This window comes from Paenibacillus sp. FSL F4-0087, from assembly GCF_038020215.1.
Lineage (GTDB): Bacteria > Bacillota > Bacilli > Paenibacillales > Paenibacillaceae > Paenibacillus > Paenibacillus taichungensis.
Window position 1 is genome coordinate 2979892 of the sequence record NZ_JBBODJ010000001.1, and the last position, 15690, is coordinate 2995581.

The window sequence follows — 15690 nt, forward strand, 5'->3', positions numbered from 1 at the left end:
CCGGATTTACTCTTTTATAATTGGTAATGAGAATCAATCTCATACATTTCAATAATTATATTAAACATAACAGTATAAGTTGAGTTTATGAACTACACAGAAACGGAGACGTCAGAAAAAACCTGGAGAAGCGAAGCGTTCGCCTTTATCTCCGGATTTCTCCCTTTATAAGAGGGGATAGAGGAAATCTGGAGATAACAGCGATTGGAAGGTTATTCTGACGGTGGAGTGTATGTGTAGTTCAGTATTCAACTTATATACGCAGAACAACGAGGAGGAACCATCCGTAATGACGTTTCAGCCCAATCAATCCGCATCTGGCACCCTTGAACATATCGCACGCAGTACCGTACAGATTCCACGCGCCGAACAATGGACGATGAAATCACGCCACGGCAATCATTCCTATCAGATCATGGTATTCCAACCAGCAGAAGCGCCACCGCCTTCGGGGTATCCGGTGATCTATCTGTTAGATGCCAACTCGGTGTTTGGCACGATGGTCGAAGCTGTTCGTGTACAGGGCCGCAGACCGGAGAAGACCGGAGCACTTCCGGCCATTGTTGTTGGCATTGGGTATCCAACAGCGGGCCCTTTTTCGCCGTACCGTTACTATGACTTTACACCGCAGGCCACAACGGAATATACCCAGAATTCGGATGGAACGCCTTTACCGAAACAGGGTGGAGCCGATGAATTCTTGCAGTTTATTGAAGAAGAGCTGAAGCCGGATATGGAACGACAGTTCCGGATTGACCGGAGCAGACAAGCTATTTTTGGTCATTCCCTTGGTGGATTGTTCGTATTGCATACGTTGTTCAAGAAACCAGAAGCTTTTCGCTATTACATTGCGGGTAGCCCTTCCCTTCACTGGAACCAGAACGTCATGTTGGCGAAGGAACAGGAATTTGTCGCACGGCTGGAGCAGCATCCCGTAAACGTCAAGGTGTGGATTGGCATGGGTGAACAGGAGAAGACGCATCCTGCCCGCAACAATGATAAGGCTTCGAGTCTTACAGAACGGTTATCTGCGCTGAATCAGCCGGGTCTGGACATCAAATATACCGAGTTTGAAGAAGAAAACCATGTATCCGTATTGCCATTTCTGATTAGTCGTACGATGCGTTTTGCCTGCAGCCCGGAGTCGTAGGAGGAAAGAGACAACGATTTCATAATTAGAGGTATCAGTATGGGAGATTGGACGAAAGACAAGTGGACCGAAATGTTACGGATTTACGGATGATCCAATCGGATTCAGTAGGCTAACACATCTCTCCAACAGGAGAGGGAGCAGTAATGCAAGGGAGGAACAGGAGTGAGTTACACAGGGATTGATGGAAAAGTAGCCGTAGTCACCGGTGCTGCACAAGGCATTGGTGAAGCCGTGGCGAGATTGCTTGCCGAGCAAGGCGCTATTGTTGCAGCTGTCGATATACGAGAGGATCAGTTGAATCAACTGGTCACAGATCTGCATAGTCAGGGTCATCAGGCAACAGCCTTTCCTGTGGACATATCTAATCATCAATCCGTTGAAGATGCAATCCAGCGTATTGAGGAGACATTAGGTCCGATTGGCATTCTGGTGAATGCAGCGGGAGTACTATACACGGGGGCTGTGAGTGAGCTCCGTGATGAAGAATGGACAAGAACTTTTGACGTGAATACACACGGTGTATTTTACATGTCCCGTGCTGTGGTGCGATACATGGCCGAACGTCAATCAGGGGCGATTGTTACTGTCGGTTCAAATGCTTCTGGCGTGCCCCGGATGCACATGTCTGCCTACGTGGCCTCCAAAGCGGCTTCAACCATGTTCACCAAATGTTTGGCGCTTGAATACGCCTCAGACCATATCCGCTGTAACATTGTATCTCCAGGTTCGACGGATACCGATATGCAGCGTGCATTGTGGGCAGATGAGCAGGGAGCACAGACCGTTATCGCCGGTTCCCAGCAAGCATACCGACTGGGCATACCACTGAACAGGCTGGCGTTACCATCGGATATAGCGGATAGTGTGCTTTTTTTGGTATCGGATCAGGCTAGACATATTACGATGCATAACTTGTGTGTGGACGGAGGCGCCACGCTAGGTGCCTGAATCAAGATAAGGAGATGATAATCATGTCAAAAGCGGGTACGGTTGCTGCAACTTCCGCCTTACACCTTCTGGAACAATATCGGGAGGGGACGTCCTTTTTCTGGTCTTCACCGCAACATACCCTGTTAGCTCAAGGGGGGCAGATTCGATGGTCTGCCATGGAGGTATCGGAAGAGAATACAACTGATTTCATGGGCGCGGTTAATGGTACTGAACAAAAGCGGAATGAAGAAACGCAGCTTTTCATTAACCAGATGGAGCAGTTGATGGAAAAGGCGAGACGCTCGGGCCAAACGAAACCGATTGTGGTCGGCGCCATTCCGTTCGATCCGATACATTCTTCTGCAGAGCTATTCGTGCCAGAGAAGATCCAATGGGCTGAACCCCTATCCCCGGACTCCAGAGCAGCGGTGGAAAAACGCCCGGCCGCAGTGGGTTGTGAGGTGCGTGAAGAACCTGCCGGAGCCATATTCCAGCAAAGTGTAAACAACGTTTTGAGGGATCTGAATCAAGGCGTTCTCCACAAAGTGGTGTTATCCCGTACACTTCATGTGACTTCACAGGCGTTCGTGAACACGCATCAGTTACTCCGTAATTTGTTCAGGGATAACACACACGGATATACATTTGCTGTTCCGATGACGAAACTCTCTCTAGCAAAAAGTAATATAACAACGGATAAACGCGCTTACGTGGAGGCGGAAAAAGAAACTCATCGGACTTATATCGGAGCGAGTCCCGAATTGCTGGTTACCCGGAAAGGGTCCAAAGTGAGAGCCAATCCACTCGCTGGGTCTGCTGCCCGGAGTGATGATCCGGCTGAGGACCGCCGCCGTGCAGAAGCACTGCTGGCTTCCGCCAAAGATCGCCATGAACATGCAGTAGTCATTGAGGCTGTGGCGGAAGCGCTGCGTCCGTTGTGTAAGCAGCTATCCGTCCCGGCAGAACCCTCCTTGATCCAAACACGAACCATGTGGCACTTATCTACGGAAATTCACGGGGAGCTTGCTGATGTGAACACATCATCACTGGAACTTGCGTTTGCTCTTCATCCTACACCAGCAATTTGTGGAACGCCTGTACAGGCCGCTCGGGATGCCATCCGAGAACAGGAACCGTTTGAACGGGGATTATTCACCGGCATGGTGGGCTGGTGTGACAGTGAGGGTGACGGCGAGTGGGCTGTAACGATCCGATGTGCGGAAGTGGAAGGGAATACGCTTAAACTGTTCGCTGGCGCGGGTATTGTGGCAGGTTCTACAGCCGAAGCGGAGCTGGCAGAGACCTCAGCGAAATTCGGAACAATGCTGCTCGCCATGGGTTTGGATTCATCTGTGTCCAGTATGAAGGAGGAATGAATGATGCTGTCAGGATTTCAGGCCTGGCCTGAGGAAGTTGCCGAACGTTATCGTCAGGAAGGCTGCTGGGAAGGAATTACGTTTGGAGAAATGCTCCGCCAGCGCACAGAACGATATGGCAATCGAGTAGCCGTTATCAGTGGTGAACAACAATTAACCTATGCGGAGCTGAACGATCGGGTGGATCGTCTGGCCGCTGGCTTATATGCCAAAGGAATACGACAGCATGATCGAGTTATTATCCAGCTGCCCAATATTACGGCGTTTATCGAGGTGTGTTTTGCCTTATTCCGCATTGGTGCACTGCCTGTATATGCACTTCCCTTACATCGGAAGAGTGAGATTACGTATTTTGCCCGTTTCTCTGAGGCCGTAGCATACGTGATACCTGATCAGGATGGAGGGTTTGATTATCGCACACTGGCCGAAGAGGTTCAGGCAGAGGTTCCGGGACTTCGGCATGTATTCGTGGCTGGAGAAGCGGGGCGATTTACGGCTTTGGAGGATGTTTATACAGCACCAGTCACACTGCCGGATGAGCCAGTTTCTTCGGATGTCGCTTTTCTACAGTTGTCTGGTGGAAGTACCGGGCTGTCCAAAATGATTCCCCGTACTCATGATGACTACATCTACAGTTTGCGGAGAAGTGTGGAAGTCTGCGGACTTACCCCAGATAGTGTCTACCTGGCCGTTCTGCCTATAGCACATAACTATCCCATGAGCTCACCCGGCTTTCTGGGTACGTTGTATGCGGGTGGAACCATTGTACTGTCACGCGGGTCCAGCCCGGATGAAGCTTTTCCACTCATTATGCGCCATAAGGTAACCATAACGGCTCTTGTACCACCACTTGCACTCATATGGTTGAATGCGGCGGCTACCCGGGGGATTAAACTTCCTTCACTTGAGGTGCTTCAGGTTGGTGGAGCCAAATTCAGCGCCGAGGTGGCTGCGCGTGTCCAACCCGTCCTAGGCTGCACCTTACAGCAAGTGTTCGGCATGGCGGAGGGGCTGGTGAACTACACCCGTCTGGATGATCCGTTGCATGTGATTGTTAACACTCAGGGCAAGCCGATGTCTCCGTATGATGAAGTACGAATTGTTGATGACGAGGACATGGATGTGGAACAGGGACAATCGGGGCATTTATTGACAAGAGGACCTTATACGATTCGAGGTTACTACAAGGCTGATGAACATAATGCCAGATCGTTTACCACGGACGGTTTCTATCGTACCGGAGATATTGCCAGTCTCACGGCTGATGGATATCTCGTTGTGGAAGGACGGGCGAAGGATCAAATCAACCGTGGCGGTGACAAAGTGGCTGCCGAGGAAGTGGAAAATCATCTGCTGGCCAATCCTGCCGTACATGATGCGGCATTAGTATCCATGCCGGATGAATATCTGGGCGAGCGCTCCTGTGCATTTATCGTGCCGAGCGGTGAAGCTCCGTCAGCTGCCGAAGTAAAATCTTTTCTGCGTAACCGGGGCCTGGCGAGCTATAAAATACCGGATCGGATTGAGTTTGTGCAGTCTTTTCCCAAAACTCAAGTTGGCAAAGTAAGCAAAAAAGCGTTGCGTGAGATGATTACGGCTAAACAGCCCATCTCCTGATTGTAACGACTGATAGATAGCCACTGTACACTGTAGCGCAGTGATGAACATGATTGTGATAAATAAAGCTGAAAAGAGGGATATTCATGGCACTTCCAAAGATTCAACCCTATGCAATGCCTATAGAGTCGGAGCTTCCTGTCAACAAGGTAACATGGACACCGGATACGAAGCGCTCGGTACTCCTGATCCATGATATGCAGCAATATTTTATGAACGCCTTTACGGCAGGGCAATCCCCTGTTGTGGAGCTGATCGATCATATTTCACAACTTCGTTCAAAGTGTCATGAGCTGGGCATTCCAGTGGTCTACTCCGCACAACCGGGCGGACAGACTCCGGGGCAGCGCGGGTTACAGCTGGACTTTTGGGGTGCGGGAATTGATGGAGGACCTGTGCAAAAAGAAATTATTGATGCGCTCGCACCCGCTGCGCAAGATACGTTCATGACCAAATGGCGATATAGCGCCTTCCAGAAAACAGACCTGTTTGAACTAATGCAGAGGGATGGCCGCGATCAACTGATCGTTTGCGGTATTTATGCTCATATCGGATGTCTGATGACCTCTTGTGAAGCCTTTATGAGAGACATTCAGGCGTTCCTGGTTGCGGATGCAGTAGCTGATTTCTCGGCGGAAAAACATCGCATGGCCCTGACGTATGCAGCAGAAAGGTGCGCGGTAACACTGACAACCGGACGTTTACTTGAATCGCTAAATGATTCTGCCGCTGACGGAAATGAAGGAGCACTGAAATCCGAAGTGGGTGAGCAAGGGGAGCGCTCCTATGCTGCATCTGCTCAGGTGGCTGGTTCGGAGGCTGAGCAGCAAACGGCATCCGCAGCAGAGCCAATTCAGGACGGAAGTCATGGCATTGAACAAGTCACGTTGGAAGCGTTGAGAAATCAGGTCGGAGAGATGCTCCAGGAGCAGCCTGGCAACATTGGAGAGCACGATGATCTGATTCAGATGTGGGGACTGGATTCCATTCGTATTATGAGTCTGGCTGAGCGCTTTCGAGTGGAAGGAGCGGGGGTAACGTTCGTGGATCTGGCGGAGCTGCCTACATTGGCTGCATGGGCAGCATTGCTGGATAAGGCCAAAAATAAGGTGCTCCCGAACGGAGACTACTTTTGAGCGGGGCCGTGCATACGTCGCACAGTCGGGACACGGCTTGGCCCCTGTCCTCTGCACAGTCCGGCATCTGGTTCGCTCAGCAGTTGAATCCGGACAATCCGATGTACAATACAGCCGAGTATGTGGTCATCGAGGGTAGCGTAGACAAAGGACGCTTCGAAGAAAGTGTGCGTCAGACCGTTTCGGAAGCAGAGTCGCTGAATATGGTTTATGGCGAAAATGAACAAGGTCCATGGCAGTCGTTGAACACCAACCCGAATCATTGGACATTTCATGTCATCGACGTGAGGGAGGAATCGGAGCCCCACACAGCAGCACTAAACTGGATGAAAAAGGATCTGGCCAATCCCGTCAATCTGGCGACAGGTCCACTCTTTACGGAGGCATTGTTCCAGCTGAGCCATGATTGTTATTACTGGTACCAGCGCATCCATCATATCGCGATTGACGGATACGGTGTTTCGCTGATTACCCGCAGGGTGGCGAGCCTATACTCTGCAAGGGTAAGAGGAGAAGGTGTAGATCAAGTCCAGCAGGGGGCGTCGTTTGGCTCATTGACGGCTGTACTTCAGGAAGACGAGGCTTATCTTGGCTCCGTGGATAAAGAACAGGATCGTCAGTTCTGGATGGATCGATATGCTGATGAACCGGATGTTATCAGTCTGGGTGAACGGGCTCCGCGAACCTCTACCTACTTCCTGAGACAGAGTTGTCTGCTTACACAGCCGCAGCGCGAGCAAATGCAGGCGGCAGCGGCAAGGTTCGGTGTGACCTGGCCGGATTTGTTTGTAGCGGCAACAGCCATTTACGTACACCGCATGACAGGGGCGACCGATGTTGTGCTGGCCCTGCCCGTGATGTGCCGATTGGGATCAACATCCTTGCGGGTTCCGGGTATGGTCATGAATGTACTTCCGCTGCGTCTCAACGTAGAGTCAAATCTGACCGTGTCAGAGTTGCTGAAACAGATTGTCCAGGAGATACGGGCGGTACGCAAGCATCAACGCTATCGCCACCAGGATCTGCGGCGTGATCTGAAGCTGCTTGGAGAGAATCGTCGCCTGTTCGGACCCATGATTAATGTCATGCCATTCCACCATGAATTAAACTTTGCAGGGCAGCGCGGCATGATTCACAACCTGTCCACGGGCCCGGTAGACGATCTGTCCATTCATGTGGTGGACCAAGGGCATGGTCATGGGCTGAGTATTGATTTTGATGCGAATCCGTCTATCTACAATGATTCCGAACTGCAGAACCATCAGCTTCGTTATATGCAGCTGCTGAACTTGGTAATGCAGGAAGGCATGGAGACGGAGACGGTGGGACGACTGGAATTGCTGCTCCCTGCCGAACGTGAACAAGTATTGGTGACATGGAATGGAACGGGAGGGGTGACGGCCGATAGCAATTCAGCAGCACTGTTTGAACAGCAGGTCCGCCGCACACCTTCTGCAACGGCGCTGACATTCGAAGGGGAGTCCCTGACATATGCGGAGTTGAATGAACGAGCGAATCAGTTGGCTCATGAATTGATACAACGATATCAGGCAGGACCGGAACAGCGGGTGGCTATTGCTCTGCCTCGTTCGCTCGAAGTGGTCATCGCCATTGTGGCTGTCCACAAAACGGGGGCCGCCTATCTGCCGCTTGACCCTGACTATCCCGAAGAGCGTCTGATCTACATGTTGGAGGATGCCAAGCCTGCTTGTGTGGTGACGGTGATGGACCATGTTTCCAGTCTACCGACAACATCCAGTGTACCGATGATGGTCATGGATGAACCAAATACTGCTATGGCAGTGAGTCGCCGGCCTGGAAGTAATCCCGAAGGTGATGATCTGACAAGTACAGCTTCTCTGCACAATCCTTCGTATATTATCTACACTTCAGGCTCCACAGGTAAGCCCAAGGGCGTAGCCGTAACCCATCTGGGGCTGGCGAATCTGCTTGAGGATATGAAGACGAGACTACAGGTTGGTCCGCAGGACCACTGGCTGTCGGTGACTACGATTGCTTTTGACATATCCGTACTGGAAGTATTTCTGCCGCTTACGACGGGTGCCCGGCTGGATATTGCACACAAAGAGACGATTCTTGATCCGGTAGCTCTGGCTGGGAAGATGAGAGAGCTGGGAACCACCATCATGCAGGCTACGCCTACGTTATGGCAGTCTTTGGTGACGAGCCGGCCAGGGCGATTCGATGGGCTAACCTTGATTACTGGAGGAGAGGCGCTGACGGAGGAACTGAAGCTTTCTTTGCAGGAACTGGGGTGTCACGTTAATAACCAGTACGGCCCAACCGAGACAACCATTTATTCCACAGCTGCCTCGTTCGACACAGGGGAAATGGGGAAACCGTCGATTGGTGGTCCGGTTCGCAACACGCAGCTATATGTGCTGGATCAAGGCTTAAAGCCAGTACCCTCGGGTGTAGTAGGGGAACTCTATATCGCAGGCGAAGGGCTTGCGCGCGGGTATTTGGGCAGGCCTGATCTGACTGCAGAACGCTTTGTAGCCAATCCCTTCGGTCAGCCAGGCAGTCGGATGTACCGTACAGGAGATTTGGCGAAATGGCTGCCGGATGGTTCTATCGATTATTTGGGTCGTGCAGATCATCAGATCAAAATTAGAGGTTTCCGGATAGAACTGGGCGAGATTGAATCGGTAATCTCCAGGTATCCTGGCGTAGCTCAGGTCACGGTCATGGCTCGCGAAGACCAACCGGGAAACCAGCGATTGGCAGCGTACGTAGTGGGTGAGTCTGAACTCGAGAATCGTATGGATCTGGCAGAACTAAGAGCTTACGTGGCGGATGCGTTGCCGGATTATATGGTGCCTGCTGCATTCACACTACTGCCTGAGATGCCGTTGACACCGAATAAAAAGATCGATCGCAAACAGCTTCCTGTGCCTACTTTGCTGTCCAATGCCAATGGACGGGAGGCGCGCACGCCACAAGAAGAAATTCTATGCAGTCTGTTCGCTGAGATTCTTGGTGTTGGTCGTGTGGGCATTGACGATGATTTCTTTGAACTGGGTGGGCACTCCCTGCTGGCTGGACGAATTACAGCACGTATCCGTGATGTATTCGGTGCAGATCTAACGATCGGCAATGTATTTGAAGCTCCAACCGCAGCAGGCCTAGCCAAACGATTGGATCAGGCGAAATCGGTGAGACCTGTTATTCAGCCTGTTTCACGTCAGGGGGAGCTTCCGCTCTCCTTTGCCCAGCGGAGGTTGTGGTTCATGTATTGTCTGGAAGGCGCCAATCCGACGTATAACATTCCGCTGGTTGCCCGGTTGGCCGGGAAGCTGGATACGGATGCTCTGGAGAACGCCCTGCAGGATATTGTAGACCGTCATGAGACATTACGAACGTTGTATCCGCCTGAAATGGGTTCTGCGAGCCAGCATATTCTGAATGCTGCTGACGTCAAAGTGAAATTGAATATAACCGCTGCTACGGAGCAGGAGCTTCCCGAGCTTCTGACAGAAGCGTCACGCTACAGTTTCCAGCTTTCCACTGAACCAGGCATTCGTGCCGAGTTGTTCAGAATCGGCGCTGATGAGCATGTGCTGTTGTTGCTGCTGCATCATATTGCCGGGGATGGATGGTCATTGTCACCGCTCATCCGCGATCTGTCGGTGGCTTATGCATCACGCTTGCGGGGTTCTTCACCTGCCTGGGAGCCGCTGCGCATTCAATATGCCGACTATGCGGTGTGGCAGGAGAGATTGCTAGGGAATGAGAAACAGCAGGACAGTCTGATTGCAAGACAGATGGAATTCTGGAGCAACCAGCTGGCCCATTTACCGGAGCAGGTTACATTCCCTACGGATTACGCACGTCCAGTCGTGTCCAGTTATCGCGGTGGGTCAGTGCCTTTTACGATCAGTCAACGTTTGCATGAGCAATTAATGATCATCGCACGTGAGAATAAAGTCAGCCTGTTCATGGTGCTGCACTCGGCACTGTCCTTGCTGCTTACCCGAATGGGTGCAGGAACGGATATTGCGATAGGAACACCGATTGCCGGACGGAGCGATGATGCGCTGGATGAAGTCGTAGGTATGTTCATTAACACCCTTGTGCTGCGTACAGATACTTCAGGTGATCCAACATTCCGTGAGCTGCTGGCTCGTGTGCGGGAAGTCGATCTGGCTGCATATGAACATCAGGATCTGCCCTTTGAACGGTTGGTTGAAGTATTAAATCCGCCTCGGTCGCGTTCCAAACATCCGCTGTTCCAAGTGATGCTTGTGCTGCAAAATACACCGGATATTCGTCTTGATCTACCGGGTATTGCGGCGGAAACCTGCATGCATGGTGTGGGTTCATCCAAATTTGATCTAACCCTTGAGCTGACAGAGCAGCGTGAGCATAATGGATCTCCAGGCGGAATTGAAGGTGTGCTGGAATATAGTGCAGATCTCTTCCGGGAGTCTACTGCAGGTGAACTTGTGGTCCGATTGATGCAGGTGCTTGAAGATGCAGTGCAGCAGTTGGATGAGCGAATCAGCAGATTTCATGTCGTGACCCCAACAGAGCAGGCCCAGCTTGAAAAAGAATGGTCCTTTACGCTGAGTGAGGATGCACAACTGACCATAGCCGAGCGCTTTGAGATACAAGCAGCTGCTCATCCGGAAGCGACTGCCATGACCTGTGAGGATATCACCTTGAATTACAGGGAGCTGAATGCAAGAGCCAATCAGCTTGCCAGATTACTGATCGCTCAAGGCGTGGCACCGGAACAAATGGTTGCGCTAGCCTTGCCTCGTTCCGTTGAAATGGTTGTGGGCATTCTCGCTGTGCTAAAAGCAGGAGCCGCTTATCTACCACTTGACCCCAATTATCCGGCAGATCGGTTGACACATATGCTGACAGATGCAGCACCGAAAGTAATGGTAACGAGTACAGAGGTATACACCTTGCTTCCGCAGGTGGCAGAAATTCAGTGTATTAATATGGACGATTTGCATACTTTGCAGCAATTGGAGATGCTGGATGATCGAAACCCTGCGGATAGTGAACGCAATGGGCGTGTAACACCTCTGAACCCGGCTTACATGATCTATACCTCGGGTTCGACAGGCAAGCCTAAAGGGGTCGTTATTCCGCATGCCAATGTCATCCGTTTATTGGATGCCACGCAGCACTGGTTCCATTTTGACGCGAGTGATGTATGGACCTTGTTCCACTCCTATGCATTTGACTTCTCCGTATGGGAAATCTGGGGACCGCTGCTGCATGGAGGGCGATTAGTCGTTGTTCCTCATGAGATTAGCCGTTCACCTGGAGCGTTCCTGCAGTTGCTTGCTGAGCAAAAGGTGACCGTATTGAACCAGACGCCATCCGCATTCTACCAACTCATGCAGGCTGACAGGGAAAATCCGGCCTGGGGACAGCAGCTTGCACTCCGTTATGTCATTTTTGGAGGTGAGGCACTGGAGCTTGGGCGCTTGGATGATTGGTATGAACGTCATGCTGATGATGCGCCAAGACTCATTAATATGTATGGCATCACTGAGACGACGGTTCATGTCAGCTACCAGGAACTGCATGCAGGCAGTTCTACGGAAGGCGCGAGCAGCTGGATTGGATGCGCCATACCGGATCTTCGGGTATATGTGTTGGATGATCAGCTTGAGCCTGTACCAACAGGAGTAACCGGAGAGATGTATGTAGCCGGAGAGGGTCTGGCTCGTGGTTATTGGAAACGACCTGATCTTACAGCTGAGCGATTCGTTGCTGATCCATACGGTCCACCAGGCACACGTATGTACCGGACAGGAGATCTGGCGAAGCGTCTGCATGATGGCTCGCTTGATTATTTGGGGCGGGCGGATCAGCAGGTGAAAATACGGGGATTCCGCATTGAGCTTGGCGAGATTGAAGCGGTGCTGGCAAGGCATTCAAGCGTGGCCCAGGCTGCTGTAATTGTCCGTGAGGACCAGCCGGGGGATAAACGTCTTGTAGCTTATATCGTTCCGGCTTCGGACACAGGGACGATACCGGAATCGACTGCCTTGCGTCGTCATGCGTCTGCCAGCCTTCCGGATTATATGGTTCCATCTTCGGTTGTAGCGATGGAGAGCCTGCCGCTTACAGCTAATGGAAAGCTCGATCGCAAGGCACTACCCGCACCGGAAATGCAATTAACGACAGGTGGCAGAGCGCCTCGCAACCCGCAGGAGGAGATCCTCTGTGATTTGTTTGCCGAAGTATTGGGCATGCGGAGTGTGAGTATTGATGACAGTTTCTTCGAGCTGGGTGGCCATTCGTTACTGGCTGTTCGCTTGATGAGCCGCATTCGTGAAGCGATGGGAAGGGAGCCGGGCATAGGCATTTTGTTCGAAACAGCTACCGTAGCGGGACTAGCGGAGCGACTGGAGATGGATTCGGATTCCGGAAAAAGCTCGCTTCAAGTGCTGTTGCCGCTCAGAACGCATGGGGAGCATCTGCCTATATTCTGTGTCCATCCTGCAGGAGGACTTAGCTGGTGTTATGCTGGACTGATGAAACATCTGGGCATGGAATATCCGCTCTACGGGTTACAGGCCAGAGGAATTGCTGAGTACGAGGAACTTCCGTCTACACTGGAAGATATGACAGCAGACTACATCCGCCATATCCGCTTGGTACAGCCTGAGGGACCTTACCGTCTGCTGGGCTGGTCTCTCGGAGGTAACGTAGCCCAGGCTATGGCGGTACAACTGCAATCGGAAGGGGAAGAAGTGGAGTTTCTTGCCATGCTGGATGCGTATCCGAGCCACTATCTGCCGATTCGCGGAGAACCGGATGAGGAAGAAGCCTTAACGGCATTGCTTGCACTGGGTGGTTATGATCCGGACAGCATTGGGGATGGGCCGCTGGATATGGCAACAGCTATGCGCATATTGCGCAGTGAGGGCAGTGCACTGGCAAGTTTGGACGAAGATACGATCATGAAGCTGCGGAAGACCTATGAAAATTCCGTACGGATCTTGGGGGCCTATACGCCATCCCGATTCGAGGGGGATCTGATCTTCTTCCGTTCCACCATTATTCCGGACTGGTTCGACCCGATTGAACCGGAAATGTGGAATGCGTATATCGGGGGCCAATTGGAACGTCATGATATCGCTTGCCGTCACAAAGACCTCTGTCAGCCTGTACCGCTGGAGGAAATCTGCCGAACACTGGCCGCCAAGCTGGAAGAGCTGAACAAGCGCGAAATTCAACATAAATAGGAGGATAAGGCGATGAGCAACCCATTTGAATATGAAGACAGCAATTATCTGGTGTTAATCAATGAGGAGGGGCAATACTCCCTCTGGCCTGCATCCCTTGAAGTACCCGTAGGTTGGACCGTGATGCTTGGCAAGGCCAAGCGCCGGGTGTGTCTCGATTACATCGCCGAGCAATGGACAGATCTGAAACCGTTAAGCCTCTGTGATGAAATCGGTATGCCTGGAGCCGTTCATGAGGCTAGCAGATGAAATTCGGTCTGAATCCCAAGGTCATTGTCAGCATCGTCTATGTGTTAGCGATGTTTATGGTGGCTATGGATGGAACGGTCTTGAACGTAGCATTACGAACCATTAGTGAGGATCTGGGGATTCCCCCGGCTGCTTCGGGTACCTTGAATGTGGGGTATTTGGTGAGTTTGGCTGTATTCCTGCCTGTCGCCGGGTGGCTTGGTGATCGATGGGGAACGAAACGAGTTTTCTTATCGGCACTGGCACTGTTTACGGTATCCTCTGCATTGTGTGCGACGGCCGATCAATTAAGTACGCTGACGTTCTTTCGCATTTTGCAGGGTGCAGGGGGTGGTCTGCTTACTCCAGTAGGGATGGCGATGCTGTTTCGAACCTTTCCTCCCCAGGAACGGGCTAAGGTATCTCGAATGCTCGTACTGCCCATCGCGCTGGCCCCGGCCCTAGGGCCGATTGTGAGCGGATTGATTGTGGACCAGCTCTCTTGGCGATGGATCTTCTATGTGAATCTACCCGTAGGCATTCCAGCGGTAATCTTCGGAATGATTTATCTGAAGGAACACAAAGAACAGGGAGCCGGTCCACTGGATGTACCGGGGTGGTTATTATCTGCTCCAGGGCTCGCTCTGACGATGTACGCTCTTAGTCAGGGTCCGCTGCGAGGGTGGACTTCCCCTCTTATTATTGGAGCTGGTCTGACGGGAATCATCCTGCTCACGTTGCTCGTGGTTGCCGAACTGCGCGCGAAGCAGCCTTTGCTTGATCTACGTTTGCTGAAAGACCGTTTATTCCGCTATTCCGGTCTGGTGTCCGTATGTGGAGCAGCGGGTCTGCTGGGCATGTTGTATGTATTTCCACTGATGTATCAAAACGTGCTAAACGCCTCTGCGCTGGAGACAGGACTAACCACATTCCCTGAAGCTCTGGGACTTATGATCGCTTCGCAGCTTGTGCCCTGGACATATCCGCGACTGGGTCCGCGTAAGCTGATATCCATGGGTTTGATCTGCACGGCTGTGATTTTCATTACGCTTAGTCAGATTACAGTGGATACGAATCCGTGGTTCATTCGTTCATTATTGTTCGGCGTGGGGATCTTCCTGGGGCAGACGGTAGGCGCGGTACAGATTGCTTCTTTTGCCCGAATACCGCCTCCTTCAATGGGACGAGCTTCCACCTGGTTCACGGTGCAAAATCGGCTGGGCTCCGCCATTGGAATGGCTTTATTGTCTGCTGTTCTGGCTGGCGTAGGTACAACGACGGTTACTGCGGCTGGAGCGCTGGAGCCGAATATGCTGGCGTACCGTTTGGCTTTACTGGGTGCTGCTGCGTTTCTGTTGATTGGTTTATGCTTTGCCCTGAAAATCATCGATGCTGACGCGGCTGCAACGATACGGAAAAACAGCGGTCAGGGTCTCTTCCGGAGGCAAAAGAAATCACCATCATTGACGCAGGAATCGTCTGTACAATCGAAAGGTTAAGTCCTGTAGCCTGGCAGTTGAACATGATGTCTCTTCAGATCAGAGTGCGTGAATGCAGTGCATTTGAATCTTAAAAAGTCCCTGACGGGTTCGCCAGGGACTTTTCGATATTTCTACATGCGTGCGTGTTAGTTCATAAATCTACAATAAAACTCTAAATTGCTATGTTGGTTACATTCTTTTCTAAGTTTATGCTGCTCGAGCAATAATCTGATTTCTCTCAAGAACCGCTTGAGACTCAGCGTTTGCAGGACGGTAGCCTTTTTCCAGCAATTCTTTAATGTAAATTTTGTTGTAAACGAAGGAGAATACGATTCCACTAACCCAAGCTCCGAAACCCACAGTGAAGACTCCAAGAGCAACACTAATCAAAAACATGATGGCAGCCCATTTCAAATCACCACGGAAAAGAGCAGGGAAAAAACCGAAAAAGAGTGTTGTCCAGCTGAAACCAACCTTAACATTTTTGGTCACACCTGCATTGTTTTGCAAAAAGATATGCATTTGTCCACTTCC

The 15690-nt window shown here is 51.4% G+C and carries 9 protein-coding genes; 8 read left to right on the forward strand and 1 reads right to left on the reverse strand.

Going from position 1 to position 15690, the window contains the following annotated elements; genetic code table 11:
* The first annotated feature begins 289 nt into the window (after window positions 1–289).
* The 8 genes from MHB84_RS13975 (at window position 290) to MHB84_RS14010 (ending at window position 15174) form a co-directional block, all read left to right on the forward strand.
* Window positions 290–1150, forward strand: a complete 861-nt coding sequence (locus MHB84_RS13975) for an alpha/beta hydrolase (protein WP_076287305.1) — start codon at window positions 290–292, stop codon at window positions 1148–1150.
* 165 nt (window positions 1151–1315) lie between these two features.
* The gene (locus tag MHB84_RS13980; protein WP_076287306.1) at window positions 1316–2101 is read left to right on the forward strand and encodes a 2,3-dihydro-2,3-dihydroxybenzoate dehydrogenase; all 786 of its coding nucleotides are present in this window, start codon (window positions 1316–1318) and stop codon (window positions 2099–2101) included.
* Window positions 2102–2124: 23 nt separating this feature from the next.
* On the forward strand, window positions 2125–3459 hold the full coding sequence (gene dhbC / locus MHB84_RS13985) for an isochorismate synthase DhbC (protein ID WP_076287307.1): 1335 nt from the start codon (window positions 2125–2127) through the stop codon (window positions 3457–3459).
* Between the two features lie 3 nt (window positions 3460–3462).
* Window positions 3463–5076 (forward strand): (2,3-dihydroxybenzoyl)adenylate synthase, encoded by a 1614-nt coding sequence (locus MHB84_RS13990; protein WP_076287694.1) that lies wholly within the window; start codon window positions 3463–3465, stop codon window positions 5074–5076.
* An 86-nt stretch (window positions 5077–5162) separates the two neighbouring features.
* Window positions 5163–6212, forward strand: coding sequence for an isochorismatase family protein (locus MHB84_RS13995; RefSeq protein WP_076287308.1), 1050 nt, complete (start codon window positions 5163–5165; stop codon window positions 6210–6212).
* A complete protein-coding gene (locus tag MHB84_RS14000) occupies window positions 6209–13447 on the forward strand; it encodes an amino acid adenylation domain-containing protein (RefSeq protein WP_256716705.1) in 7239 nt (2412 codons plus the stop codon). The genes MHB84_RS13995 and MHB84_RS14000 overlap by 4 nt, the downstream gene beginning before the upstream one ends.
* Before the next feature lie 12 nt (window positions 13448–13459).
* Window positions 13460–13696: an MbtH family protein gene (locus tag MHB84_RS14005; protein ID WP_076287309.1), complete on the forward strand. Its 237-nt coding sequence runs from the start codon at window positions 13460–13462 to the stop codon at window positions 13694–13696.
* The gene (locus MHB84_RS14010) at window positions 13693–15174 is read left to right on the forward strand and encodes an MDR family MFS transporter (protein ID WP_076287310.1); all 1482 of its coding nucleotides are present in this window, start codon (window positions 13693–13695) and stop codon (window positions 15172–15174) included. The genes MHB84_RS14005 and MHB84_RS14010 overlap by 4 nt, the downstream gene beginning before the upstream one ends.
* A gap of 189 nt (window positions 15175–15363) precedes the next feature.
* Here MHB84_RS14010 and MHB84_RS14015 read toward each other — a convergent pair whose 3' ends face one another.
* On the reverse strand, window positions 15364–15678 hold the full coding sequence (locus MHB84_RS14015) for a hypothetical protein (protein WP_063565889.1): 315 nt from the start codon (window positions 15676–15678) through the stop codon (window positions 15364–15366).
* Window positions 15679–15690 lie beyond the last annotated feature (12 nt).